This window comes from Telluria sp. LT2P34 (genome assembly GCF_059685915.1).
In genome coordinates this window covers 17,201-42,850 of record NZ_JCASIN010000002.1, presented here as the reverse complement: position 1 = coordinate 42,850, position 25,650 = coordinate 17,201, and the positions used below count along the sequence as shown (strand labels likewise).

At 65.7% G+C, this 25,650-nt stretch carries 18 protein-coding genes; 10 read left to right on the top strand and 8 right to left on the bottom strand.

What is annotated here, in order from left to right:
- Nucleotides 1–175: 175 nt before the first annotated feature.
- On the bottom strand, nt 176–667 hold the full coding sequence (locus AC56KZ_RS06050; RefSeq protein ID WP_497161249.1) for a DUF7931 domain-containing protein: 492 nt from the start codon (nt 665–667) through the stop codon (nt 176–178).
- Nucleotides 668–671: 4 nt separating this feature from the next.
- Nucleotides 672–1,793 (bottom strand): JmjC domain-containing protein, encoded by a 1,122-nt coding sequence (locus AC56KZ_RS06045; RefSeq protein ID WP_497161248.1) that lies wholly within the window; start codon nt 1,791–1,793, stop codon nt 672–674.
- 93 nt (nt 1,794–1,886) lie between these two features.
- Here AC56KZ_RS06045 and AC56KZ_RS06040 point away from each other — a divergent pair, with 93 nt between their 5' ends.
- Complete coding sequence (locus AC56KZ_RS06040) at nt 1,887–2,420, top strand: FKBP-type peptidyl-prolyl cis-trans isomerase (protein WP_497161247.1); 534 nt, start codon at nt 1,887–1,889, stop codon at nt 2,418–2,420.
- A gap of 41 nt (nt 2,421–2,461) precedes the next feature.
- Here the strand turns inward: AC56KZ_RS06040 and AC56KZ_RS06035 are convergent, their stop codons facing one another.
- From AC56KZ_RS06035 to AC56KZ_RS06025, 3 genes are all read right to left on the bottom strand, one after another.
- Nucleotides 2,462–3,442 (bottom strand): hypothetical protein, encoded by a 981-nt coding sequence (locus tag AC56KZ_RS06035; protein WP_497161246.1) that lies wholly within the window; start codon nt 3,440–3,442, stop codon nt 2,462–2,464.
- Complete coding sequence (gene mutS, locus AC56KZ_RS06030; protein ID WP_497161245.1) at nt 3,442–6,105, bottom strand: DNA mismatch repair protein MutS; 2,664 nt, start codon at nt 6,103–6,105, stop codon at nt 3,442–3,444. The genes AC56KZ_RS06035 and mutS overlap by 1 nt, the downstream gene beginning before the upstream one ends.
- Before the next feature lie 88 nt (nt 6,106–6,193).
- Nucleotides 6,194–6,430 carry a hypothetical protein gene (locus AC56KZ_RS06025; RefSeq protein ID WP_497161244.1) on the bottom strand — a complete coding sequence of 79 codons (237 nt, stop codon included), beginning with the start codon at nt 6,428–6,430 and terminating at the stop codon, nt 6,194–6,196.
- Nucleotides 6,431–6,830: 400 nt separating this feature from the next.
- Between AC56KZ_RS06025 and AC56KZ_RS06020 the strand changes: the two genes are divergently transcribed.
- A complete protein-coding gene (locus AC56KZ_RS06020) occupies nt 6,831–7,334 on the top strand; it encodes a PEP-CTERM sorting domain-containing protein (RefSeq protein WP_497161243.1) in 504 nt (167 codons plus the stop codon).
- An 11-nt stretch (nt 7,335–7,345) separates the two neighbouring features.
- On the opposite strand, the gene AC56KZ_RS06015 is transcribed toward AC56KZ_RS06020, so the two are convergent.
- The 3 genes from AC56KZ_RS06015 to AC56KZ_RS06005 are packed head-to-tail and all read right to left on the bottom strand — an operon-like array spanning nt 7,346 to nt 12,794.
- Nucleotides 7,346–7,972 carry a LysE family translocator gene (locus tag AC56KZ_RS06015; protein ID WP_497161242.1) on the bottom strand — a complete coding sequence of 209 codons (627 nt, stop codon included), beginning with the start codon at nt 7,970–7,972 and terminating at the stop codon, nt 7,346–7,348.
- Nucleotides 7,973–7,979: 7 nt separating this feature from the next.
- Nucleotides 7,980–10,568 (bottom strand): cyanophycin synthetase, encoded by a 2,589-nt coding sequence (cphA, locus tag AC56KZ_RS06010; RefSeq protein ID WP_497161241.1) that lies wholly within the window; start codon nt 10,566–10,568, stop codon nt 7,980–7,982.
- 45 nt (nt 10,569–10,613) lie between these two features.
- Nucleotides 10,614–12,794, bottom strand: coding sequence for a cyanophycin synthetase (locus AC56KZ_RS06005; protein WP_497161240.1), 2,181 nt, complete (start codon nt 12,792–12,794; stop codon nt 10,614–10,616).
- Between the two features lie 293 nt (nt 12,795–13,087).
- Between AC56KZ_RS06005 and AC56KZ_RS06000 the strand changes: the two genes are divergently transcribed.
- The 8 genes from AC56KZ_RS06000 to AC56KZ_RS05965 all read left to right on the top strand — a co-directional run bounded on the left by AC56KZ_RS06000 (nt 13,088) and on the right by AC56KZ_RS05965 (nt 25,649).
- The gene (locus AC56KZ_RS06000) at nt 13,088–15,370 is read left to right on the top strand and encodes a cyanophycin metabolism-associated ABC transporter (protein ID WP_497161239.1); all 2,283 of its coding nucleotides are present in this window, start codon (nt 13,088–13,090) and stop codon (nt 15,368–15,370) included.
- Nucleotides 15,367–15,834 (top strand): cyanophycin metabolism-associated DUF1854 family protein, encoded by a 468-nt coding sequence (locus tag AC56KZ_RS05995; RefSeq protein ID WP_497161238.1) that lies wholly within the window; start codon nt 15,367–15,369, stop codon nt 15,832–15,834. Before AC56KZ_RS06000 ends, AC56KZ_RS05995 begins: the two co-directional genes overlap by 4 nt.
- A gap of 135 nt (nt 15,835–15,969) precedes the next feature.
- On the top strand, nt 15,970–16,422 hold the full coding sequence (locus AC56KZ_RS05990) for a GFA family protein (RefSeq protein WP_497161237.1): 453 nt from the start codon (nt 15,970–15,972) through the stop codon (nt 16,420–16,422).
- A 39-nt stretch (nt 16,423–16,461) separates the two neighbouring features.
- Complete coding sequence (locus AC56KZ_RS05985) at nt 16,462–16,998, top strand: pyridoxamine 5'-phosphate oxidase family protein (RefSeq protein ID WP_497161236.1); 537 nt, start codon at nt 16,462–16,464, stop codon at nt 16,996–16,998.
- An 83-nt stretch (nt 16,999–17,081) separates the two neighbouring features.
- Nucleotides 17,082–18,149 (top strand): SDR family oxidoreductase, encoded by a 1,068-nt coding sequence (locus tag AC56KZ_RS05980; protein WP_497161235.1) that lies wholly within the window; start codon nt 17,082–17,084, stop codon nt 18,147–18,149.
- Between the two features lie 14 nt (nt 18,150–18,163).
- Entirely contained in the window at nt 18,164–19,435 is a 1,272-nt protein-coding gene (locus tag AC56KZ_RS05975) for a glycosyltransferase (RefSeq protein ID WP_497161234.1), read from the top strand.
- Between the two features lie 33 nt (nt 19,436–19,468).
- Nucleotides 19,469–22,051: an excinuclease ABC subunit UvrA gene (uvrA, locus tag AC56KZ_RS05970; protein ID WP_497161233.1), complete on the top strand. Its 2,583-nt coding sequence runs from the start codon at nt 19,469–19,471 to the stop codon at nt 22,049–22,051.
- Nucleotides 22,052–22,166: 115 nt separating this feature from the next.
- Nucleotides 22,167–25,649 carry a response regulator gene (locus AC56KZ_RS05965; protein WP_497161232.1) on the top strand — a complete coding sequence of 1,161 codons (3,483 nt, stop codon included), beginning with the start codon at nt 22,167–22,169 and terminating at the stop codon, nt 25,647–25,649.
- Nucleotide 25,650 lies beyond the last annotated feature (1 nt).

Genomic DNA, 25,650 nt, shown 5'->3' with positions numbered 1-25,650 from the left:
ACAGTGCTTGATAGACAACGGAACCTTCCTAACCCGATATTATAGCCAAATTTATCTAATCGCAATAGAAAACTCATGCCAAAATGGAAGTATTTTGTGACTTGTTATGCTTAACTTTGTTACAAAATGCTACCGACCCGGGAAAAACGCCCAATTCGTTGAAATTAGGACAAAACTACAGGCCAGTCACGGACGCGGCCAGGGTCGGCAGCGATTCTTCCCAAAGGGCCTCGAAACGGTGCGCCGGCAACTCCAGCGCAGCCGGCGTGTCGAAAGCGGCTTCGCCACGCAGGTGATCGCTGTGAAAGCGTCGAATGACGTGCAGGCCGTCGGCCAGCGCAAAGGAATCGGTCAGGTGGCGCAGCGAACATGGCGTCTGGCGGCATTCGACGCTGTGGCCATAGTCGCGCAGCACGCGCAGGAAGCGCGGCGCATGGCGCTCGAGGTGGCCCGTATCGTGCAGCGCCAGGCGCAGCATGCCGCCGGCGCGCAGATAAGCGCGCAGCCGCGCCTCGACATCGACCGCGCCCAGCGGATACACATCAAAATCGGGATCGAACAGGTCGAGCCGGCCTTGCGCCCGTTCCAGCAGCGCGCGGAAATGGCGTTCCAGCTCGCGGCGGGTGTCGAAAGGGATGAGTGGGGAGGGCGCCATGGGCTCGTTCATGGCGTCAGCCCAGCTCGATCCAGCCGTCCGCATACCAGGTATACAGCGCCTCGAGCACGTCGTCGGAGGCCTTGGCCAGCGTGGCGCCATCGAGGCGCCTGTCGTTGGCCAGGACGTCCAGCACGACTTTATCGGCGCGGCTGACGGCAAACGACTCGCCATTGATGAACACGTGCTTGCCGCGGTACAGCATCAGGCTCTTCGGCGACAGCTTCAGGCCGCGCTTGCCGGCAGTTTCCATGAAGCGCCCGACCGTCAGCGGCTTGGCCGGCGGCGTGAAGAACACGTTGTGCTTCGGCTCGGACATGTATTCGCCGAAGAAGATGGTGACGTCTTCCTCGTCGAAGCGCACCTTGTTCAGTTCTTCGGTGATGTTGGCCAGCATCTCGCGCGGGATTTCGGCCGGGTTCTTCGCCGGCTGCAGCTCCGGGTCGGCATAGCGGCCCGGCAGGTCGATCGAGTCGGCCATGAACTGCAAAAAGGCTTCGCCGAGTTCCTGGTAGGAGGGCGAACGGAAGCCGATCGAATAGGTCATGCACTCGCCCTCGGCCACGCCGTCGTGCGCGTATTGCGGCGGCAGGTAGAGCATGTCGCCTGGCTCCAGCACGTACTCTTCTTCGGCCACGAAGTTCGACAGGATTTTCATGGGCAGGCCCTCGACCAGCGACAGGTCTTGCTGGGCGCTGATCTTCCAGCGCCGCTTGCCCTGCGCCTGCAGCAGGAACACGTCGTAGGAATCGAAATGGGGACCGACGCCGCCGCCATCGGTGGCATAGCTGACCATCAGGTCGTCCAGGCGTGCATCGGGAATGAAGCGGAACTCGCGCAGGAGCGCATCGGCACGCTCGTCCAGCAGGTTCACGCCCTGCACCAGCAGCGTCCACGCACGCTGGCTGCGCGTCGGCGTTTCCAGCAGGGGCCCCTGCTGCATGTCCCAGTCGCCATCGGCCTGCGTGACCAGGCGTGACTCGACATGGTTCTGCCTGGCCGCTTCGAGCAGCTGGTCGAGCGTGAGCAGCGGCTTGAAGCCGGGAATGGCGCCCTTGATCAGGAGCGGCTTCTTGTGCCAGTAATCGCGCAGGAACTGGGCGGGAGTAATATTCCCCAGGAGCTGTAATTTTTTCATGCCTCATTATAGCTGGCACACATTCGGCGGGCGCCACTGCGGCTGAAACCGAGGCGAGGTTATAATCGGCGCCTAACAACGAAAGGAAGTGCGATGAAGATTGCCCAAAATACGGTCGTGACGGTGAACTACAAACTGTCGGACGCACAAAACAACCTGATCGAAGAAGGCGTGCAGCCGATGGTCTACCTGCACGGCGGTTACGAGAACACCCTGCCGAAGATCGAAGAAGAGCTCGATGGCAAGGAAGCCGGCTATGCGACGACCCTGCAAGTGGAGCCGGAAGACGCGTTCGGCGACTACGACGCCGAGCTGGTCAAGGTCGAAGACCGCAAGCTGCTGCCGGAACCGCTGGAAGTGGGCATGCAATTCGAAGGCATGGCCGACGGCGCCGACGACGAGGCGATGATCTTCACCGTCACCGAAATTGCCGACGACAAGGTCGTGCTGGACGGTAACCATCCGCTGGCCGGCATGGCGCTGCGCTTTGAACTGTCGGTGGTCGACGTGCGTGAAGCCACCGCCGAAGAAATCGCCCACGGCCACGTGCACGGCGCCCACGGTCACCACCACGGTGACGACGAAGGCGAAGCAGGCGACCATTTCCGTAGCCAGCCGCTGCATTGATCGCTTGACGGCCGGGGCGGCGGCATCACGGCCGCCCTGGTTTATTCTCCCGCACCCCGCAAGGTAAACAAGGCCTTGCCCCCCGGCGTCACCTTCACCTCGACCGCCTCGCCCCCCACCGACACGTGCCCGACATTGCCGCGCCATTCGATGACCGGCTGCGCCTTCTGCGGCAAGGCTGCGCTGTCGACCAGCAGCACCTTGCCCTCGAAACGCGTGGCCAGCGCCTGCACCTGCTTGCGCATCGATGCAAAGCCATCGTAGGTGACCGGCGTACGGCGCAGCAGGCGGCGAAAACCGGTTGGTTCGGCCAATAGCGGTTTCAGGTCGCCTTCCGAAAACAGCACGATCGCATCGAGCTTGTCGCGCCGCGCCAGCGTGAAGAGGCGATTGAGCCAGAAGCGGTTCGCCACCAGGCGGTCTTCGTATTCGCTGTTGCGCCCGGCCGCGGCCAGGTAGTGGTTGTTATTCGCCGGCAGGTTCACGGTGGCGTACAGCACCTTGTCCACGCTCCACCAGGCGTTCTCGGCATAACTGCGAAAGCGCGGGCTCATCGACAGGCGGGTGAGCGGCATCTTCTTCGCACCGAGCGAATTCGACTCGCCATGGAACAGTTCGCGCATCCGGTTCAGGCGTTCGACGGCATTCGTGCGCCCGCCGCTGTTGCGGCACTCGGTCCAGTCGCTGCCGGCAGGCAGGACGATCACCGGCCGCCTGACCTTGTCGAGCAAGTCGAGCCGTTCCTGGTACAGCTTGTCGCCACAAGGCTCGTGGGCGGCCTTGATGCCGGTGACGACCACAAAGGCGAGCGACTTGTCGGCCGTCTCGGCCAGCGCCTGCTTGAAGCGTTCGTCGCCCGGCAAGGCGAAGCTGTGGCCGATGACGCCGAAGCGGTGGTCGTCGCTGTCGCCGGGGGCGCGGTTGCCGTCGCGCGCGCCGGCTGGCGCAGCCAGGCAGGCAGCCAGCGCGGCGGTGAGCAGCAGGGTGGCTGAGGGTGGCCGGATCAGGGTCGTCAAGCGCATCAGGCGGCGAGACGCTTCAGTTCGTACAGCTGCTCGAGGGCTTCGCGCGGCGTCAGGGCGTCCGGATCGATGCCGGCCAGGGCCTCGAGCAGCGGCGACGGCGCCGCCTCCAGCGCCGGCCCGGCATCGTCTTCCTGTTGCTCGTGCGCGCCGGGCAGTGCGAACAGGTCTAGCTGCGGCGTCGTGCCGACCGCCTGCGATTCGAGCCGCGCCAGGTGCTTGCGCGCGGCCTTGATCACCGTCGGCGGCACCCCCGCCAGCTGCGCCACCTGCAGGCCGTAGCTCTGCGAGGCCGGCCCATCCTGCACCGCGTGCAGGAACACGATCGTGTCCTTGTGCTCGACCGCCGAAAGGTGCACGTTGGCCGCGCTCGGGTGGGACTCGGGCAGCTGGGTCAGCTCGAAATAATGGGTCGCGAACAGGGTAAAACTGCGGCTGTTGTCGATCAGGTGGCGCGCAATCGCCCAGGCCAGCGCCAGGCCATCGAAAGTAGAGGTGCCGCGCCCGACTTCGTCCATCAGCACCAGCGAGTGCTCGGTGGCGCCGTTCAGGATCGCCGCCGATTCGGTCATCTCGACCATGAAGGTCGAGCGGCCGCCGGCCAGGTCGTCGTTGGCGCCGATGCGGGTGAAGATGCGGTCGATCGGGCCGATGGTGGCGCTGCTGGCGGGCACATAGCTGCCGACATAGGCCAGCAGCACGATCAGCGCGGTCTGGCGCATGAAGGTCGATTTACCGCCCATGTTGGGGCCGGTGATCAAGAGCAGGCGGCGCTCGTTCGACAGCCTGCAGTCGTTGGCGATGAAGCGCTCGATCTGCTTTTCCACCACCGGATGGCGGCCCTCGACGATGGTGAGGCAGGGCGCGTCGACCAGCTGCGGCGCGCACCAGTTGTTGGCCAGCGCATGGCGCGTCAGGGCCACCAGCGTGTCGAGCTGGGCCAGGCCGGCCGCCACCCGCTGCAGCTCGCCGATGTGCGGCGCCAGGCACAGCAGGAGTTCCTCGTACAGCGCCTTTTCGCGCACCAGCGCCTTGTCCTGGGCCGACAGCGCCTTGTCTTCGAACGCTTTCAGCTCGGGCGTGATGTAGCGCTCGGCGTTTTTCAGGGTCTGGCGGCGACGGTAATCGTCCGGCACCTTGTCGGTCTGGCCGTGGGTGACTTCGATATAAAAGCCGTGCACCCGGTTGTACTCGACGCGCAGGTTGGCGATGCCGGTGCGGGCGCGCTCGCGCGTCTCCAGGTCGACCAGGAACTGGCCGGCGTTCTCCGACAGCGCGCGCAGTTCGTCGAGTTCGGCGTCAAAACCGCGTGCGAACACGCCGCCGTCACGCACCATTGCGCTCGGCTCTTGCGCCACTGCGCGCGTGAGCAGGTCGAGGCAGGGCACCGGGGTATCGATTGCATCGTGCAGCGCGCGCAGCAGGCAGGAGTCGCCCGGAATGAAGCAGCGCGCCACCTGCTCGCGCAAGGCCGGCAATTGCGTCAGGCCGTCGCGCAGGCAGGCCAGGTCGCGCGGGCGCGCCGAGGACAGGGCGATGCGCGTGGTGATGCGCTCGATGTCGGGCACTTGCCCCAGCGTGCCGGACAAGCCGGGGGCGGCGTCGCCCTGGGCCAGCGCCTCGATCGCCTCATGGCGCGCGCGTGCAACCGACTGGTCGCGCCGGGCGTGGTGCAGCCAGTGGCGCAGCAGGCGCGAGCCCATCGCCGTGCGGCAGGCGTCCAGCAGCGAAAACAGGGTCGGCGACTCCTGGCCGCGGATGGTTTCCGTCAGCTCCAGGTTGCGCCGGGTGGCGGCGTCCAGGCCGATGAATTCGTTCTCGCTTTCGACCGCGAGGCTGTTGACGTGCTGCAGGCCGCGTCCCTGGGTCGCCTGCGCATAGCGCAAGAGCGCGCCGGCCGCGCCGAAGGCGGCGCCCAGGCCATCGGCGCCGAAGCCGGTGAGCGTGGCGACGTTCAGCTGCTCGACCAGGGCGCGGTGGCCCTTGACTACATCGAAATGCCAGTCGGGCACGCGCTGGGTGTGCGCGAAGTGATCGTCCTCGAGCAGCTCGCCACTGTCGGCGCGCAGGATCTCGGCCGGGGCGATGCGCTCGAGCTCCTGCGCCAGGCGCGCCGCCACCGCACGCGGCTCGCCCGAAAATTCCATCAAGCGCAAGGCGCCGCTGGCCAGCGACAGCCAGGCCAGGCCGGTGGTGACGCTCTTGCGGTTCGGCAGGCTGCACACGGCCAGCAGCGAACGCTCGGCCTTTTCGGGCAGCAGGTCGGAATCGGTCAGGGTGCCGGGCGTGACCACGCGCACTACCTTGCGCTCGACCGGCCCCTTGGACAGCGCCGGGTCGCCGATCTGCTCGCATATCGCACACGATTCGCCGAGTTTCACGAGTTTGCCGAGGTAGCCGTCGAGCGAATGGAAAGGCACGCCGCACATCTTGATCGGGTTGCCGTTCGAGGCGCCACGCGCGGTCAGCGTGATGCCGAGAATGCGCGCGGCCTTTTCGGCGTCTTCGTGGAACAGCTCGTAGAAGTCGCCCATCCGGTAGAACACCAGCATGGTCGGGTAGTCAGCCTTGATGCGCAGGTATTGCGCCATCATCGGCGTGACTTTTTCGGATAGGCTGCTCTTGGCCGCGGCGGCGTTGATTTCGTTGGGGACGGTGGTCATTTCTGTGGAGTTCGCTAAGGCAGGGCTTTGCCGAGCCAGGAACGACATTTTAACCCCATCGGCTGGACGGGAGCTGACGGACTGGCAATTACCTTGACCGTGGCTTCAGCCATTCCATTCCCAGGTCGTCGGGCTCGTCGTCCGGCGCGGTGTCGCGGATGCCGCGCCCGGACAGGATGCGCCGGATGATGCTTTCCGGGACGGCGACCTCCTCGAGATAGTCGCGCGCCAGCTCGGCGCCGTGCGCCTTCTTCAGCCCGAGCGCGACATCGACCAGGTGCTCGCGATGGAGGTCGTTGCGGCGTTCCAGTTGGATGTGGGTCATGGACGCTCTCCTGGTGGAAGGTTGAAAGGGTCACCCTTATTGTATAGATGAGGCTCCCATAGGCGCACACGCTTCGTCGTCGGCTGCAAAATCTCTCGAGCTGCGCTATTTCGGCCATTAGCTAGCACACTCCGCGCTTTGTCGACGCTTCTTACACTTGCCTTATCCTCCTTGCATGAAGCTGGATAAGTCCATGATTTGTCAGAAAATTTCGCACATGGCGCAAAAATTGCTTAAATGACCATGTCCATAACAAGGAGTGCAAATGAACCTAGCTGCCCGTCGTCTTGCTGCGGTAATCCTTACCTTCCTCGCATGTGCCAGCGCCTCGGCCGCCGTAGTGGCCACGAATAATGTCTATGGCATGGTCGACGGTAGGGAAGAAACACGTGCATTAAACGTGACCGAACGCGGTCGCGTTACCGACGTGAACATCACGGTCGAATTCTCGAAATGCGACGATCCGCCGATCGGGCCGATGGGCGATGCCTGCATCGGCCGCGGTTCACCCTTCGAGAACGAATTTTCACTGGTCCTGACCGGGCCGGATGGGCAGTCGGTCATCCTGGTGGAGGCCTTCGCCACCTACGAGGCCGGCTCGCCCGGCAGTGGCGCCGGCCGCGTCAGCGTCACTTTCGACGACGAAGCCTTGCAGGCCGCCGGTCCGCGCGTGCAGGAAGGCAGCTTCCGTCCGGCGGAATCACTGGCGCTGTTCGACGGCATGGATTTGTTCGGCAGCTGGACGCTGTTCCTGACGGATCTCTCCAATGGCGACCCGCTTGAATTCTTCTCGGCCTCGCTGGACATTGCCTTCGAACCTGCCGAAGTGGCGGAGCCGGCCACGCTGGCGATGCTGGGACTGGGCCTGGGACTGATGGGGATGCGCGCGCGCCGCCGGCGCTGATCTGCGTCGCGTCAGCGCGACACGATCAGCTTCACACCAAGCGCAATGAACACCCCACCCGTGAGCCGGTCCAGCCATTTGCCGGCGCCCGGCTTGCGTTCCAGCCAGGCGCCGACTGCTCCCGCGAAATAACCGAGCAGCCCGAACAGGACCGCTGCCTGCACTGTAAACGTCACGCCGAGCGCCAGCATCTGGGCCGCGACATTGCCGTTGGCGGGAATCACGAACTGCGGCAGCAGCGACAGGAAAAACAGCACCACCTTCGGATTGATGGCGTTCGCCAGCAAGCCCTTGGCGAACAAGTTGCGCAGCGATTGTTGGGGGGCGTCCGGCTTGCCAGCGGCCTGGCCGCCACTGCTGCGTAGCGCGTTGTATCCCAGCCAGAGCAGGTACAGGCCGCCCCCCACGCGCAGCGCCGTAAACGCCATCGGCGATGCTGCGATCACCGCGCTCACGCCGATCACCGCCAGCAGCGTGTGGCTCAGGCAGCCCAGCGCGCAACCCAGGCCGAACACCATGCCCTGCTTGCGGCCTTTCGACATGCCCAGGCCGAGCACCATCAGGTTGTCGGGGCCGGGTGAAGCGGTCAGCAGGATGGCAGCCAGCAGGAAGCCAAAAAATTGTTCCGGTGCGAGCATGGACGTTTTATTGCGACGCCTCTGCTACCCGCTGCGCGATGTGCGCCAGCGACGCATCGACCTGGTCGATCAGGATCAGGCACAAATCCCCTTCGGAGAGGCGGGCAAGGGCGCGGTCGATCGCGACGAACTCGCCGTCGATCTCCTCGACATGGCTGGTGCGCGTGGCGCCGCTCAGGCCCCGGCGCAGCAGGGCGACCACTTCGCCGTCGGGCCGGCCGCGCTGGCACTGGTCCTGGTAGAGCAGCACGTCGTCGAAAGCCGCGCCGAGGATCTGCGTTTGCTGCGTGATGTCCTGGTCGCGGCGATCTCCCGCGCCGCTGATCACGACCAGGCGCCGCTTGGCCGGCATGTTCTCCACCGCCGACACCAGCGCCGCAATCGCGTCCGGATTGTGGCCGTAGTCGGCGATCAGGGTCGCGCCGCGGTAATCGAAGACGTTGAAGCGCCCTGGTGCATTGTCGCTTTCGCCGACAAAGGTTTTCAGGCCGAGGCGGATCTTGTCCCAGTCGAGACCCACGGCCCATGCCGCCGCCACCGAGGCCATCACGTTCTCGACCTGAAAGCCGATCACGCCGCCGCGCGTGATCGGCACTTCAAGCAGGGTAATCCGGGTTTCCATCTTGCCCTGGGCGCAGACCAGGAAGCCGTCTTCCACGAACACGACGCGCCGGCCCTGGGCGCGGTGCATGGCGATGATCGGATGGCCGCCGTCCTGGGCGAAATAGGTGACGTCGCCTTTCGTGTTTTCCGCCATTGCGGCCACCGTCGGGTCGGCCGCGTTGAGCACGGCCATGCCGCCCTCGATCACGTTCTGCACGATCACGCGTTTCAGCACCACGAGGTCTTCCAGCGTGGTGATGTAGTTCAGGCCGAGGTGGTCGCCGGCGCCGATGTTGGTCACCACGGCCACCTGGCAGCGGTCGAAAGCCAGGCCTTCGCGCAGCAGGCCGCCGCGCGCGGTCTCGAACACGGCCGCGTCGACGTCCGGGTGCAGCAGCACGTTGCGCGCGCTGCGCGGTCCGCTGCAGTCGCCGCTGTCGATGCGGCGTCCCTCGATATAGACGCCGTCGGTATTGGTCATGCCGGTACGGAGGCCCGAGCTGGTGAGCAGATGCGCGATCAGGCGCACGGTCGTGGTTTTCCCATTCGTGCCAGTCACGGCCACGACCGGGATGCGGCCGTTGTCGCCATCCTTGAACATCATGTCGACGATGGCGCCGCCGATGTCGCGGCCCTTGCCGAACGAGGGCGACAGATGCATGCGCAGGCCCGGCGCGGCGTTCACTTCGACGATGCCGCCGTTCTGCTCCTCGATCGGTTTCAGGACGCTGTCGCACATCAGGTCGACGCCGCAGATGTCGAGGCCCACCATGTGCGCCGCCGCGATCGCGCGCGCCGCCACTTCCGGATGCACGTCGTCGGTGACGTCGGTGGCGGCGCCGCCGGTGGACAGGTTGGCGTTGTTGCGCAGGGTGACACGGCGCCCCTTGACGGGCACCGAGTCTGCTTGCAGCCCCTGCTTGGACAGGCTGCCCAGGGCGATGTCGTCGAAGCGGATCTTGGTCAGCGAGGTCGAGTGGCCGTTGCCGCGGCGCGGGTCGAGATTGACCTGGTCGACCAGCTCGCGCACCGTGTGGACGCCGTCGCCGACCACCATCGGCGGATCGCGGCGCGCGGCGGCGACCAGCTTGTCGCCGATGACCAGCAGGCGATAGTCGTGGCCCGGCAGGTAGCGTTCGACCAGGATGTCGTCGCGGAACTCGCTGGCCGAGTGGAAGGCGGCCGCGATCTGTTCTCTGGTCGTGATGTTGACCGTCACGCCCTTGCCCTGGTTGCCGTCTTTCGGTTTTAGCACGACCGGCAGGCCGATCTCCTGGGCGGCGAGCCAGGCGTCGTCGGCATCGACGGCAACCCGCCCGAGCGGCACCGGCACGCCGGCGGCGTCCAGCAGGCGCTTGGTCAGTTCCTTGTCCTGGGCGATGGTCTCGGCGATCGCGCCCGTGGCGTCGATCTCGGCGGCCTGGATGCGGCGCTGCTTGCTGCCCCAGCCGAACATGACGAGGCTGCCTTCGGTCAGGCGGCGCCAGGGGATGTTGCGCTCGATGGCGGCCTGCACGATGGCGCCGGTCGAAGGACCCAGGCGCACGTCTTCATCGAGTTCGCGCAGGCGGCTCAGGGCGGCCTGCAGGTCGAAGGGGGCGTCCTTGCGGGCGGCCTCGATCAGCTGCTGGGCCAGTTCGAGCGCCAGGCGCCCGACAACTTCCTCCGAGTACTCGACCACGACCTGGTAGATCCCGGCTTCGACGGTGGCGGTGGTGCGCGAAAAAGTGACGGGACAGCCGGCTTCGGCCTGCAGGGCCAGCGCTGCGATTTCCAGCACTTCGGCCAGCGGTACCGGGTCGAGCGCGTCTTCCTCGTGGCCGAGCGGCTGCAACTGGCCGAGCTGGGGAAATCGTGCGCGCAGGCGCGTCTCGAAGCCGGGCAAGGCGGCGATCGATTCTTCGCCCGGCGTGCAGGCGACGATCGCCTCGACCGAGGTGTGGTGGCTCCAGAGGTTAGGGCCCCGCAGGGCCCGTACGCGTGATACTTCCATAAACCGTCATTCCTTTGTTGTCATCGCGGCGGGCCGGGACGTTTTTTAATTTTTAATGGTCGACTTCTTGGGCGTCGCATCGAAAGCGCGCAGGCCGCCGCAGATCAGGTCGTGCTGCAGGCCGAGCGCCCAGGCCGCGGCGGTCGCGGCGAGCACGCTGGCCGGATGCTTGACGGTGGCCGGCTGGATCTTGCCGAGGTCGAGCAGCCGCGTTTCGGCGCTGCCTTCGGCCAGCACGATGTGGTTGTTGCGTGCAAAGACGGCGCGCTCGCCGCTTGCGCGATGCTGCGCCAGCACCGGATTGGACTCGTCCATCGCATAGAAAATCACGCGCCCGTCGGACAGTTCGGCCAGCTGCGCGACTCCCGCATCATCCGCGTTCAGCACGGCCGCGCCCTTGGACAGGATCACGTCGACCTGGCAGCGCACCACGGCGGCCAGCGCCTCGGGGTCCGTCACATGGAATTCATGGACCTCGGCCAGGCTGCCCATGTCGGTCACCACGCCCACCGTGCAGCGGTCGTAGGGCAGGCCGCCGGCGAGGATACCGCGCGGGTTCGATTCGAAGACGGCGGCGTCGACGTTGCGGTTGATGAGCAGGCGCTCGCCGGAGGCGAAGCCGGTGCAGTCGCCCTTGTGCACCTGGCGCCCGTCGAGATACAGGCCCTCGCCGTTGGCCACGCCCGCATGCTTGCCGGCGGCATTGAGCAGGCAGCCGAGCAGGCGCGCGATCAGGCTGGTGCCGAGCGTGCCGGTGATGCCGACCACCGGAATGCGGCCATTCTCGCCACTGGCGAACAGGTGGTCGATGATGGCGGCGCCGACGTTGCGCGGTTCGCCGCTGGCCGGCTTGATGTGGGCCAGCAGGCCCGGGCTCGAATTGACTTCGATGATCGCGCCGCGCTGCTGCGCGAGCGGGCGCGCGATGTCTTCGCACACGAGGTCGATGCCGGCGATGTCCAGGCCCACCACGCGCGCGGCCAGGGCCGCCACATGCGCCACTTCCGGGTGGATCAGGTTCGTTACGTCGTCCGAGACGTTGCCGTTCACCTGGATCAGCACCTTTTGCCCGGCCTGCGGCACCGAGTCGATCGTCAAGCCCTGGCGCTGCAGCTCGAGGACGATATCGCTGTCGTCCGGCGTGACGCGGCCGAGCGGATGCTCCTCGGTGTCGCCGCGGCGCGGGTCGGTATTGATCTGGCTGTCGCACAGCTGGACGATGTTCGACACGCCGTCGCCCGTGACCCACAGCGACTCGCCGCGCGCCACTGCCACGACCTGCCTGCCGACCACCAGCAGGCGGTGCTCGTTGCCGGGGATGAAGCGCTCGACCAGCACGGCGCTGCTGTCGCCGGCGGCAGCGGCACGCGCATAGGCGGTGCGCACCTCGGCTTCGCTCATCAGGTTGAGCGTCACGCCGCGGCCATGGTTGCCGTCGACCGGTTTCATCACCACCGGCAGGCCGATGTCCTGGGCCTCTTCCCATGCGGCGTCCGCGCTGCGCACCAGGGCGCCTTCCGGCACCGGCACGCCGCACGATGCCAGCAGGTTCTTCGTCAGGTCCTTGTCGCTGGCGATGCTTTCGGCAATCGCGCTGGTGCGGTCGGTTTCGGCGGTCCAGATGCGGCGCTGGGCGGCGCCGTGGCCGAGCTGCACCAGGTTGCCTTCGGTGAGGCGGATCGAGGGAATGCGGCGGTCGGTGGCGGCGTCGACGATATGGGCGGTCGACGGGCCGAGGCAGTAGCGGTCGACCAGTTCGGTCAGGCTCGCCACAGTGTCCTGTACGTCGAAGGCGTCGTCGTTGATCGCTGCCATCAGCAGGCGGTGCCCGGCATCGAGCGCCGCGCGGCCGACAAGGGCGTCGCGCGTGCGGAAGGCCATCTTGTAGACGCCATGCTCGCCGGTCGAGCGGGTCTTGCCAAAGCCGGTCTTCATGCCGGCCATGTTCTGCAGCTCGAGCACGACATGTTCGAGGATATGGCCGGCCCAGGTGCCGGTTTCCAGGCGCTCGTGGAAGCCGCCGCGTTCGCCGACGCCGCAGCGGTGCTCGATCAGGCCGGGCAGCCAGCTGGTCAGGCGTTGGGTGAAGCCGGGCAGGGTGTTCGAGGGGAAGTCTTCCAGCTCGCCGATGTCGAGCCAGGCTTCGATCACCGGTCGGTAGGTCCAGATATTTGGTCCGCGCAGATGCGTTACACGGAGAAACTGGATGTCTTTCTTCTTTGTCATGTATTGATGTCTTGCCATCGGTATCTGCTAACGACCATGATGGCGTTGCCTATGTTTGCCTGCCTGTGCGCTACCGCACCCAAACCCGCTTATGCAGTGCACATGTGTTATATACTCGCCGGCCCGAAGCTTACAGTGCTGTACTACTTTATGCCAATGGGCAACTTCGCCCGACCTGTTTTGCTCCGCAAGCGAAGTTTTTTCTTGCCTTATGTAAACCGCTGAGCCGGTCACCGCGTTACCCCATCTATTCAGAACATGCCCAGAACAGGCCCACGACGGGCAGCGACTCAATGACAAATCAAGAACTTGCTTCTCCGAACCCGCTGGTGCTTCCCGGCGGATTCATTCCAGATGACTGGCACGATGACGTTCGGAAACAGCTTGCACCAGGGGAAAACGCGCTGACAGGCGTGGAGGTTGACCTCGACGCAAAATTACGTTTTACCAAAGGCGTGCTGGTCGTCACCGACCGGCGCCTGTTGTCGCGTGCACCGGGCGAAGCGCTCTGGCGCGACTGGACCCTCCAGGGCGGCCTGAAGCTGCAGCATCACGACCATGCCGGCGTCGGCCACATCGAACTGGTCGATGGAGCAGGCCGGCTGGCCCACTGGCGCTTTACGCTCGGCCAGAACCTGCAGGCAATCCGCGTGGCCGATGCCTTTGCCGAGCAGGTGAAAAGCATCGAGACCGGCATGCCGGTGCTGGCCCCGGAGCAGCTCACCTGTCCGAGCTGCAAGGCGCCCCTGGAGCCGGATCAGGAAGAGTGCCCGATCTGCGCCAAGGTGGTGCACACGCCGCCCTCGACCTGGACCCTGTTCCGGCTGTGGCGTTTCGCCATGCCCTACCGTGGCCAGCTGCTGCTCGGTTTCCTGCTGATGCTGGGCAGTACGGCGGCGCACATGATTCCGCCCTATCTGACCATGCCGCTGATGGACGACGTGCTCATTCCGTACCAGAACGGCCAGAAGATCGACGACAAGCTGGTCTACCTGTACATGGGCGGCCTGCTGGCCTCGGCCGTGCTGGCCTGGGCGCTGGGCTGGGCCAAGACCTATGTGCTGGCGCTGGTGTCCGAGCGCATGGGCGCCGACCTGCGCTCGACGACCTACGAACACTTGCTGAAACTGTCGCTCGAGTTTTTCGGCGGCAAGCGCACCGGTGACCTTATGAGCCGCATCGGCAGCGGCTCGGACCGTATCTGCGTGTTCCTGTCGCTGCACCTGCTCGACTTCCTGTCCGACGTCCTGATGATCATCATGACCGGCGTGATCCTGTTTACGATCAATCCCTGGCTGGCCCTGGTGACGCTGGCGCCGCTGCCCTTCATTGCCTGGATGATTCACGTCGTGCGCGACCGCCTGCGCACCGGCTTCGAAAAGATCGACCGCGTCTGGGGCGAGGTGACCAATGTGCTGGCCGATACGATTCCCGGCATCCGCGTCGTGAAAGCCTTTGCCCAGGAAAAGCGGGAAGCGGCGCGCTTTCGCGAAGCGAACAAGCACAACCTGCATGTGAACGATAAGCTGAACAAGGTCTGGTCGCTGTTCTCGCCGACCGTCAGTTTTCTGACCGAACTCGGCCTCCTGGTGATCTGGTGTTTCGGCATCTGGCAGGTGTCGCGCGGCGAAATCACGGTGGGCACGCTGTCGGCCTTCATCGCCTACAGCGGCCGCTTCTATGTGCGCCTCGATTCGATGAGCCGCATCGTCTCGGTCACGCAAAAATCGGCCTCGGCCGCCAAGCGCATCTTCGACATCCTCGACCACGTCTCGAGCGTGCCGGACCCGGTAAACCCGGCGAAGGTGCCCAAGGTGCAGGGCAATATCGAGCTGCGCGAAGTGGGCTTCCGCTACGGTAACCGGGCTGTGAACCGCGGCATTTCCCTGAACATCAAGGCTGGCGAAATGATCGGCCTGGTCGGGCATAGCGGCTCCGGCAAGAGCACCCTGGTCAACCTGATCTGCCGCTTCTACGATGTGGCCGAAGGCGCGATCCTGCTCGACGGCGTGGACATCCGCAGCTTTGCCGTGGCCGACTACCGCCGCAACATCGGCCTGGTGCTGCAGGAGCCTTTCCTGTTCTTCGGTACGATTGCCGAAAACATCGCCTACGGCAAGCCCAAGGCGACGCGCGAGGAAATCATCGCCGCCGCGCGCGCCGCGCATGCCCACGAATTCATCCTGCGCCTGCCGCAGGGCTACGATTCGATGGTGGGCGAGCGCGGCCAGGGCCTGTCCGGCGGCGAGCGCCAGCGCATTTCGATTGCGCGCGCGCTCCTGATCGACCCGCCGATCCTGATCATGGATGAAGCGACCTCGTCGGTGGACTCGGAAACCGAAAAGGAAATCCAGAAGGCGCTCGACAACCTGGTGCAGGGCCGCACTACGATCGCCATCGCCCACCGCCTGTCGACCCTGCACCGCGCCGACCGCCTGATCGTGCTCGATCGCGGCGTGGTGGTGGAAGAGGGCAGCCACGATGTGCTCATGGCGCGCGAAGGTGCCTACCACCGCCTCTACGAAGCGCAGGCGCGCAACGTGGACCAGGAAATGGACGAGAAAGAAGACCAATGAGCATGCCTTTCCAACTGCGCCGCGACAGCTTCGGCAAACTGATCTTCACGGGCGAGGACGGCGTCGACGTCGCCGGTGTGATTCCGGTACGCGCCTTTCCGATCCAGGCGCCCACGCGCGGCATTTCGCTGGTGCGCGAGGGCGGCAAGGAAGTGGCCTGGATCGACGACCTGGCCGGCGCCCCCGAGGCCATCCGCGCACTCGTTACCGAGGAACTCGACGGCCGTGAATTCATTCCCGAGATCCTGCACATCCGCGGTGTCTCGAGTTTCGCCACCCCCTGCACCTGGACCGTGAAAACCGACCGCGGCGACACCGAATTCGTCCTGAAAGTCGACGAGGACATCCGCCGCGTGGGCGAGGCCTCGCTGCTCATTTCGGACAACCATGGGATCAATTTCCTGGTGCGCGACATGTTCAGGATCGACAAGCACAGCAGGAAGATCCTGGACCGCTTCTTGTAGTTCCCGTGATCCGTGCCGCCCTTGGCTTGCGCCAGTGGCAAGGCAATTCGCCCGCTTCGATTGGGCCGGGCGTTTGCGCAGCCTCGCCCTCTCGCCTATGCTGGCCTATGTGACCAAACCGGCGCGGAGGCAATCATGCTGTTGCAAGGAGGCTGTTACTGCGGCGCAGTCCGCTATGTCGTCGATGGCGAGGTCTTTCACAGCACCTTGTGCCATTGCCGCGATTGCCGCCGCATCGCCGGCGCTCCGGCCGTCGCCTGGTTTACGGCGCACACCGTCGAGATGCGTTTCTCGCACGGCAATCCCGCCACTTACCGCTCCAGCGCACATGTGCTGCGCGGCTTTTGCGCGGCCTGCGGCACGACATTGACGTTCCAGGACGACCGTACGCCGGAAGAAATCGACATCGCCAGCGCCAGCCTCGACGATCCGGACAGCATGCCGCCCCAAGACCATACCTTTGTCCAGGAACGCCTGCGCTGGATGCACACGGCCGATGGCTTGCCCGAATACGCCCGTACCCGCGCCGAGCAGGGTGGTGCCGCGAACGTGAGTCCGCCAACATACGGAACATCCGCATCCGCGTAGAGTGGTCTCATCGGCCAGGAGGCCCTCAGGAGATTTGACATGGATTCGATCAACAAGAACCAACCCGAAGAAAACTACCGCGACCTGCACGGCGCCGAAGCGCTGGCTCGCATCAAGAAAATGGCCGAGGACGCGAAAACCTGCTTCTTCTGCACCAGGAACGGCACGGGCGCCGACGGCGGCGTGCGGCCGATGAGCCTGCTGCAGGCTGACGACGCCGGCAACCTGTGGTTCATGAGCGCCAGCGACAGCCATAAAAACGCCGAGCTGGCCGCCGATCCGCAGGTGAAGCTGTTCTTCCAGGAAAGCACCCACGCCGGCTTCATGGAGCTCGACGCGCATGCGGTCGTCTCGAAGGACAAGGCGAAGATCAAGGAGTTGTGGGACTTCATGCTCAAGACCTGGTTCACTGAAGGCGAGGATGATCCGCGCATCACCCTCATCCAGGTGATCCCGAAGGGCGGCTATTACTGGGACAACAAGCACGGCCAGGCGATTGCCGGCGCCAAGATGGTGGTGGGCGCCGTCATCGACAAGACGCTCGACGATTCCATCGAGGGCAAGCTGATCGTGTAAGGAGATTGTCGCTGCGTTCAGCAGTGCACTGCACCATTTCCCTGCCCAAGTAGAATGAAGTATACAAAGGCAAGGGGAATACCATGCAAAGAACTGCTCTCGTCGTCGGCGTGACCGGCATTGGCGGCAACCACGCCGCACGCGAACTGCTGGCCAATGGCTGGAATGTCGTCGGCCTGTCGCGCGGTGCGCCGCGCGATTTGCCGGGCGTGCGCCACATTGCCGCCGACCTGCTCGATCCTGTGGCGTTGTCAGCCGCGCTGGCCGACGTTTCGCCGACCCACGTCTTCATCACCACCTGGATGCGCCAGGACACGGAAGCGGACAACATCCGCGTCAACGCGGCGCTGGTGCGCAACCTGCTCGACGCGCTGTCGCCGCAAAAGAGCGTGCGCTACGTGGCGCTCGTGACCGGACTGAAACACTACCTGGGTCCATTCGAGGCCTATGCCAGCTCGGGTACGCTGCCCGACACGCCGCTGCGCGAAAGCCAGCCACGCCTGCCGCTGGAAAATTTTTACTACGCCCAGGAAGACGAAGTGTATGCCGCCGCCGCGCGCGACCGCTTCACCTGGAGCGTGCACCGTCCACATTCGATCATCGGCCTGGCCGTCGGCAACGCCATGAACATGGGCACCACGCTGGCCGTCTACGCCACCCTGTGCAAGGAAACCGGCCGCCCCTTCCAGTTCCCTGGTTCGGAGGCGCAGTGGAAGGGCCTGACCGACGTCACCGACGCCCGCATGCTGGCCAAACAGCTGGTCTGGGCCGCCGACACCGACGCCGCCAAGAACGAAGCCTTCAACATCGTCAACGGCGACGTGTTCCGCTGGAGCTGGCTGTGGCCGAAACTGGCCGACTGGTTCGGCGTGGAGGCGGCCGGCTACAGCGGACGGATCCAGCCGCTCGAGCCGGCCATGGCGAACGACGGCCCGCTGTGGCGCCAGATCGCGCTGCGCCACGGTCTGGTTGAAGCGGAGCTCGACCGGCTGGCGTCGCCCTGGCATACCGACCTCGACCTCGGCCGCCCGCTCGAAGTGATGACCGACATGGCCAACAGCCGCCGTCTCGGCTTTAGCAGCTACCAGGCCACCGACGCGTCGTTCTTCGACCTGTTCGCGCGTCTGCGGGCCGAGCGCCTGATTCCGTGACCGGGACAGGGGCGATGCACGTCGTGCTGGTGACGATCGGCTCGGCGGGGGACCTGTTTCCCTTCATGCGCATCGCCCTGGCTTTGAGGCAGGCCGGGCACCGCGTCAGCTTTCTCGGACCGGAGCAGCATGGGCCTTACGTGCGCGCCGCCGAACTGCCTTTCCATGGCCTGCCGGCCGATCTGGCGGTGCTCGACCATCCCGATCTGTGGCACCCGACGCGCGGCTTCGGCGTCGTGTGGGAGGCGACGCGCCCGGCCATGGCCGAGGTGCCGGCGTTTATGGCCACGCTGCCGCTTGAGGAAAAATGCACCATGCTGGTCCATCCGCTGGCGCTGCCTGAAGCGGACCTGTGCCGTGCGGCGCGTCCCGGCATGAAGATCGCGGCGGCCCTTTTGGCGCCGTCGAACCTGCCGACCGTCCATGATCCGCTGATGCTGGGACCGTGGCGAGTGCCGCGCTGGGTGCCGCACGGCCTGCGCAAGCGCCTGTGGCGCGCCCTGGCTGCGCGCTACATCGATCCCGTCGCGCTCCCGGGCGTGAACGCGGCGCGCAGCACGGCCCGACTCGCGCCTGCCGCATCGCTGCTCGACACCCTGTTCTCGATTGCCGACCTGTCGATCCTGCTGTTTCCCGACTGGTTCGCACCGACCCAGCCGGACTGGCCCCGGCCCCTGGTGCGGGGCGGTTTTCCCCTGTACGACCCTGATCCGCAGGCCGCGCTGTCGCCCGAACTGCTGCGTTTCCTGGGGCAGGGCAGCCGGCCGCTGGTGTTCACGCCGGGCACCGGCAACCGCCAGGCGCGCGCTTATTTTGAGCACGCGGCCGCGGCGGCGCACCAGCTGGGCGAGCGGGCGATTTTCCTGACCGCCCACCGCGATCAGCTGCCGCCCGAACTGCCGCCCCACGCCCTGTGGCAGGACTACGTGCCCTTGCGCGCCCTGTTGCCGCATGTGGGCGTGCTGGTGCATCACGGCGGCATCGGCACCACCGCCGAAGCCCTGCATGCGGGGACCGCGCAGCTGGTGGTGCCGCTCGCGCACGACCAGTTCGATAACGGGGCACGGGTCGAGGCCATGGGAGTCGGGCTCAGCTTGCCGGCGACGCGCCTGACGACGCCGCGCCTGGTGAAGCGCTTGGGCGCGCTGCTGGACGACGAAGGGCTGGCCGGGCGGTGCAGGGCGGTGGCCGGGAATTTCGGGAGCGATCCGGGCGTGGAGACTGTCGTCCGCGCTCTCGAAGGGATGTGTGTCACCGCACCGTCACCTTTCCCTGAGCACGGTTAAATACGGTCATCGATAAATGAACAAGGCAGGCCGATGCGCGGGAAAACAGAACACGGGACAGCCACAAGCGGCAAGACCCAGGCGACAGCGGCAAGCGGCCCTGGCCGCCCCGGCTTCGTGCGCGTGCGCGGGGCGCGCGAGCACAACCTGAAGGACGTCAGCCTCGACATCCCGCGCGATGCGCTGGTGGTGTTTACCGGCGTGTCCGGATCCGGCAAGTCCTCGCTCGCCTTCGGCACCCTGTACGCGGAGGCGCAGCGGCGCTATCTGGAGTCGGTGTCGCCCTATGCGCGCCGCCTGTTCCACCAGATGCCGGTTCCGGAAGTCGACGAGATCGACGGCCTGCCGCCGGCAGTCGCCCTGCAGCAGCAGCGCGGCTCGCCCACCACGCGCTCGTCGGTGGGCAGCGTCAGCACCTTGTCCAATTCGCTGCGCATGCTGTATTCGCGCGCCGGCGATTACCCTGCGGGGCAGGAATTGCTGTACGCCGAATCGTTTTCGCCGAATACGCCGGAAGGCGCCTGTCCCGAGTGCTCGGGCCTGGGCCGGGTCTACGAAGTCACCGAACACTCCCTGGTGCCGGACGACAGCTTGAGCATCCGCGAGCGCGCGGTGGCGGCCTGGCCGCCGGCCTGGCACGGCCAGAACCTGCGCGACATCCTGGTCACGATGGGCTATGACGTCGACACGCCCTGGCGCCAGCTGCCGAAAAAGGACCGCGACTGGATCCTGTACACCGACGAGACGCCGACCGTGCCGGTGTATGCCGGCCTCACGCCCCAGCAGACGCGTGCGGCCCTGAAGCGCGAGGACACGCCGAGCTACCAGGGCACCTTCACCGGCGCGCGGCGCTATGTCCTGCAGACCTTCGCCAATACCGAAAGCGCGTCGATGAAAAAGCGGGTGGCGCGTTACATGGTCTCGAACGCCTGCCCGCTGTGCCGCGGCAAGCGCCTGCGCCAGGAAGCCCTGTCGGTGACCTTTGCCGGCGTCGATATCGCCGATATCTCGGGCATGCCGCTGGCGCGCCTGCATGCGCTGCTGCTACCCTACGCCAGCGGCAAGGCCGGGGAGGACAAGCGCCGCGCCAAGCTCCATCCCGAACAGATGATCGTCACCCAGCGCATTGCCGAAGACCTGGTCGCGCGCCTCGAGGTGCTGCTGGCGCTGGGCCTGGGTTACCTCGCGCTCGAACGCAGCACGCCCACGCTCTCGCCCGGCGAACTGCAGCGCCTGCGCCTGGCGACACAGGTGCGCTCGAACCTGTTCGGCGTCGTGTATGTGCTCGACGAGCCCTCGGCCGGCCTGCACCCGGCCGACACCGAGGCGCTGCTGGTTGCGCTCGACCAGCTGAAAGCCTCGGGCAATTCGCTGTTCGTGGTCGAGCATGCGCTGGACGTGATCCGGCGTGCCGACTGGATCGTCGACGTCGGCCCGGAAGCGGGCGAGCGCGGCGGCGAAATCCTGTACAGCGGGCCGCCGGAGGGCCTGAAAACGATCGAGGCTTCGCAGACGCGGCGCTATCTGTTCGACGACGCGGCCCCGGCCGCGCGTGAACGGCGCGCGCCCGCCGGCTGGCTGCGCCTGGAGGGCGTCACCCGCAACAACCTGAGTGAGCTGAAAGCCGAATTCCCGCTCGGCGTGCTGACGGCGGTCACCGGCGTGTCCGGCTCGGGGAAATCCAGCCTGGTGAGCCAGGTGCTGGTCGACCTGGTGGCGCGTGAGCTGGGGCAGGGCGCGCCGACGGCGGAGCCTGAAGAAGCCGAGGACCTCGAACAGGAAGCCGCGACCCCGACGCAAGGCAAGATCGTGGCCGGCATGGAGTCGCTGCGGCGCATGGTGCGGGTCGACCAGAAACCGATCGGGCGCACCCCGCGCTCGAATCTCGCGACCTACACGGGCCTCTTCGACCAGGTACGCAAACTCTTCGCCGCCACCAAGATGGCGAAATCGCGCCGCTACGACGCCGGCCGCTTTTCGTTCAACGTGGCCAAGGGTCGCTGCGAGACCTGCGCGGGCGAAGGCTCGGTGATGGTCGAGCTGCTGTTCCTGCCGAGCGTGTACGCGCCATGCCCGACCTGCGAAGGCGCGCGCTACAACGCCAAAACGCTGGAGGTGACCTACAAGGACCGCAACATCGCCGAGGTGCTGGGCATGACGGTCGACGCGGCAGCCGAATTCTTCGCGGGCGAAGCGCTGGTCGAGCGCTCGCTCGAAGTGCTGCGCGAAGTCGGCCTGGGCTACCTGCGCCTGGGCCAGCCGGCCACCGAACTGTCCGGCGGCGAAGCCCAGCGCATCAAGCTGGCGACCGAACTCCAGCGCGCCGGGCGCGGCAACACTTTATATGTACTGGACGAACCAACCACCGGCCTGCACCCGTCCGACGCCGACCGCCTGGTGGGCCAGCTCGAGCGCCTGGTCGATGCCGGCAATACCGTGGTCGTGGTCGAGCACACGATGCGTGTCGTCGCCGCCTGCGACTGGGTGATCGACATCGGCCCCGGCGCCGGCGACGAGGGCGGCCGCGTGGTGGCTGCCGGTACGCCGGAGAAGGTATCCAGGGCATCGGGCAGCCGCACGGCGCCCTACCTCCTGCCGCACCTGCCTCAAGACTAGGAAAATACGCCGCTATCGCGCCCCGCCGGCCAAGCAGGCGGCGCACTGTTGACAGCGCAAAATACCGGTCATTGCGTTACACTTGGGATATTTTTCCTTGGATTATTCGCAACAAATGACCGGCTCCCCGCTCGACCATACCCAGTTCCGCCGCCTCCTTGCGCGCAACGTAGCCCTGCCGCTTGGCCTCTCGGTCATCAGCGCAGTGGTGTTTGTCGCGATCATCGCCTATCTCGTCAGCGTGCTGAAGTGGGTCGAGCATTCGCAGGAAGTGATCGGCAACGCCAACGAGATCAGCAAACTCGTCTCCGACATGGAAGCGGGCCTGCGCGGCTATGTCATTTCCGGCGACGAAAGTTTTCTTGGCCCCTACACGGTGGCGAAGCCGAAGATCGATGTCGAGATGAACGCGCTGCTGCGCCTGGTGGGCGACAATCCGTCCCAGACCGACCGCCTGCACCGGGTGCGTGGCGCGCACCGCGAGTGGATCCGGTTCAGCGAGGAGATCATCGCGCGCCGCCGCATCGGCGACTCCGTGGTCGAGACGATCCGCAGCGGACGGGGGAAAAGCCTGACCGACGACATGCGCGCCCAGTCCGCGGCCTTTGTCGCCAGCGAACGGGCCCTGCTCGAAGCGCGCAGTAACGAATCGCGCAGTGTCATCACCTGGTCGGTCGGCTGTTACCTGCTGCTGACCCTGATCGTGGGCGGCCTGCTGGCCGCCTTTGGCCGGCGCGAGCTGATGCGCCTGTCGGAATCGTATAACGCGGTACTCAAGCACGAGAACGACCACAATGCCGAGTTGCGCCACCTGAGCTGGCTGCGCAGCGGCCAGACCGAACTGGCGTCGAAAAGCATCGGCCAGAACTCGCTTGAAGCACTGGCGCAAACCGTGCTCGACCATGTAGTGCGCTACCTCGGCGGGGCGGTGGCGTCGATGTACTTCCGCTCCGAGGACGGCGTGCTGCGTCGCATCGGCGCCTTCGGTTTTTCGAACGAGGACGAAGAGCGCGCGAAAATCATCCAGCCCGGCGCCTCGCTGGCCAGCCAGGCCGCCAACGAAAACCGCCTGCTGCGCATCAAGGAACTGCCCGAGGACTATCTCAAGGTCGGCTCCAGCCTGGGCGAAGCAGCTCCCCGTGAAGTCGTCATCGCTCCGTTCACGAATTTCGGCAAGGTCAAGGGCGTGCTGGAGATCGGTTTCCTGCATCCGGTGCGCGAGCGCGACATCGAATTTCTGAAGCTGGTGGGCGACGCCGTCGGCTCCTCGGTCGGCGCGGTCGTCTACCGCCAGCGTTTGCAGGATGCGCTCGCCGACAGCCAGGCCCTGAACGAGGAACTGCAGGTGCAGCAGGAAGAACTGCGCACCGCCAACGAGGAACTCGAAGAACAATCGCGCGCGCTAGAGGAATCGCAGTCCAGCCTGGAAAACCAGCAGGCCGAGCTCGAACAGACCAACGACCAGCTGTCCGAGCAGGCGCTGAACCTCGACATGAAGAACGCCGCCCTGTCCGAAGCCCAGGAACAGTTGCGCGCACGCGCCCTCGACCTGGAGCGCGCCAGCCGCTACAAGTCGGAATTCCTGGCCAACATGTCGCACGAGCTCAGGACGCCGCTGAACAGCTCGCTCATCCTGGCCAAGCTGCTGTCGGACAATGTGCCGGGCAACTTGAACGAAGAGCAAGTGCGCTTCGCCCAGACGATTTATTCGGCCGGCAATGACCTGCTACACCTGATCAACGACATCCTCGACATCTCCAAGGTCGAAGCCGGCAAGCTCGAATTGCTGCCGGAAGACTTGCCGATCCGCCGCACGGTCGAGGGCCTGGGCCGCACCTTCGAGCCGCTGGCCAAGCAAAAGTCCTTGCGCTTCTCCGTCAACGTCGAACCGAACGTGCCGCCGACCCTGCATACCGACCGCCAGCGCCTGGAGCAAGTGCTCAAGAACCTGCTGTCGAACGCGGTCAAGTTCACCGAGCAGGGCGAGGTGCGCATGAACGTCAGCGCCACCGAGGAAGGCTGGATCCAGTTCACGGTCACGGATTCGGGCATCGGTATCGCCCCGGACCAGCAGGAGCGCATTTTCGAAGCCTTCCACCAGGCCGACGGCACCGCCAACCGCCGCTTCGGCGGCACCGGCCTGGGCTTGTCGATCTCGCGCGACCTCACCAATTTGCTGGGCGGCTCGCTCGTGGTGTCGAGCATGCCGGGCGAGGGCAGCACCTTTACCCTGAGCATGCCGAAGAACGGCACCGTGTCGGCGTCGCCGCCGTCGCCCCGTGCGGCTGCACCGGCGCCGCGGCTGCCGAAACCGGTCTTCGCCGCCCCGGCTGCACCGGAACCGGCGCCGGTAGTCGAGGAACTGCCCGCCCGGTCCTCCTTCCCCGACGACCGCGACAAGGAAGCGGCCGGCGCCCGCACCGTGCTCGTGATCGAGGACGAGCCGGACTTCGCGCGCATCCTGTACGACCTGGCGCACGACCTCGAGTACCGCTGCCTGGTAGCGCTGACCGCCGGCGAAGGCCTGCGCCTGGCCGCCAGCGCAGTGCCGGACGCGATCCTGCTCGATATCCGCTTGCCGGACAGCTCGGGCCTGTCTGTGCTGCAACAGCTGAAAGACAACCCGGGAACGCGCCATATTCCGGTGCACATCGTGTCGAGCATGGACAACGCCGGCGAGGCCCTGCACCTGGGCGCGATCGGCTATGCGCTGAAGCCGACCTCGCGCGAGCAGCTCGAGGAAGTGTTCCGCAAACTCCAGGAAAAGAGCTCGCAACAGATCAAGCGCGTGCTGCTGGTCGAGGACGACGAGCGCCAGCGCGACAGCGTGGTGCGATTGATCGCCGACGAGGACGTCAAGATCGACGCCGTCGGTTCCGGCGAGGAAGCCCTGGCACTCTTGGGCACCCAGATTTTCGACTGCATGATCATCGACCTGAAGCTGCCCGACATGCAGGGCAAGGAATTGCTCGAGAAAATGTCGCACGAAGAACTGGTGTCCTTCCCGCCCGTCATCGTCTATACCGGCCGCAACCTGACGCGCGACGAAGAAGCCGAGCTGATGAAGTATTCGCGTTCGATCATCATCAAGGGCGCACGGTCGCCCGAGCGCCTGCTCGATGAAGTGACGCTGTTCCTGCACAAGGTGGAATCGCAGCTCTCCACCGAGCGCCAGCACATGCTGAAAACCGTGCGCGGCCGCGACCGCGTGTTCGAAGGCCGCACCATCCTGCTGGTGGACGATGACGTCAGGAATGTGTTTGCCTTGACTTCCGCCCTCGAGCAGCGCGGCGCGCACGTCGAAGTCGGCCGCAATGGCTTCGAAGCCATTGCAAAACTGGATGAGGTGCCCGGGATCGACCTGGTGCTGATGGACATCATGATGCCGGGCATGGATGGTCTGGAAGCAACCCGCCGCATCCGCGCCGACGGCCGCTTCAACCGCCTGCCGATCATTGCGATCACGGCCAAGGCGATGAAGGATGACCAGGAGCAGTGTCTGGCCGCCGGCGCCAACGACTACCTGGCCAAGCCGATCGACCTGGCCCGCCTGTACTCTCTGCTGCGAGTCTGGATGCCGACGATGGAACGCGTTTAAG

Coding starts and splice junctions, on each gene's coding strand:
- AC56KZ_RS06050 (WP_497161249.1), bottom strand. CDS start 667: ATGAACGAGCCCATGGCGCCCTCCCCACTCATCCCTTTCGACACCCGC.
- AC56KZ_RS06045 (WP_497161248.1), bottom strand. CDS start 1,793: ATGAAAAAATTACAGCTCCTGGGGAATATTACTCCCGCCCAGTTCCTG.
- AC56KZ_RS06040 (WP_497161247.1), top strand. CDS start 1,887: ATGAAGATTGCCCAAAATACGGTCGTGACGGTGAACTACAAACTGTCG.
- AC56KZ_RS06035 (WP_497161246.1), bottom strand. CDS start 3,442: ATGCGCTTGACGACCCTGATCCGGCCACCCTCAGCCACCCTGCTGCTC.
- mutS (WP_497161245.1), bottom strand. CDS start 6,105: ATGACCACCGTCCCCAACGAAATCAACGCCGCCGCGGCCAAGAGCAGC.
- AC56KZ_RS06025 (WP_497161244.1), bottom strand. CDS start 6,430: ATGACCCACATCCAACTGGAACGCCGCAACGACCTCCATCGCGAGCAC.
- AC56KZ_RS06015 (WP_497161242.1), bottom strand. CDS start 7,972: ATGCTCGCACCGGAACAATTTTTTGGCTTCCTGCTGGCTGCCATCCTG.
- cphA (WP_497161241.1), bottom strand. CDS start 10,568: ATGGAAGTATCACGCGTACGGGCCCTGCGGGGCCCTAACCTCTGGAGC.
- AC56KZ_RS06005 (WP_497161240.1), bottom strand. CDS start 12,794: ATGACAAAGAAGAAAGACATCCAGTTTCTCCGTGTAACGCATCTGCGC.
- AC56KZ_RS06000 (WP_497161239.1), top strand. CDS start 13,088: ATGACAAATCAAGAACTTGCTTCTCCGAACCCGCTGGTGCTTCCCGGC.
- AC56KZ_RS05995 (WP_497161238.1), top strand. CDS start 15,367: ATGAGCATGCCTTTCCAACTGCGCCGCGACAGCTTCGGCAAACTGATC.
- AC56KZ_RS05990 (WP_497161237.1), top strand. CDS start 15,970: ATGCTGTTGCAAGGAGGCTGTTACTGCGGCGCAGTCCGCTATGTCGTC.
- AC56KZ_RS05985 (WP_497161236.1), top strand. CDS start 16,462: ATGGATTCGATCAACAAGAACCAACCCGAAGAAAACTACCGCGACCTG.
- AC56KZ_RS05980 (WP_497161235.1), top strand. CDS start 17,082: ATGCAAAGAACTGCTCTCGTCGTCGGCGTGACCGGCATTGGCGGCAAC.
- AC56KZ_RS05975 (WP_497161234.1), top strand. CDS start 18,164: ATGCACGTCGTGCTGGTGACGATCGGCTCGGCGGGGGACCTGTTTCCC.
- uvrA (WP_497161233.1), top strand. CDS start 19,469: ATGCGCGGGAAAACAGAACACGGGACAGCCACAAGCGGCAAGACCCAG.
- AC56KZ_RS05965 (WP_497161232.1), top strand. CDS start 22,167: ATGACCGGCTCCCCGCTCGACCATACCCAGTTCCGCCGCCTCCTTGCG.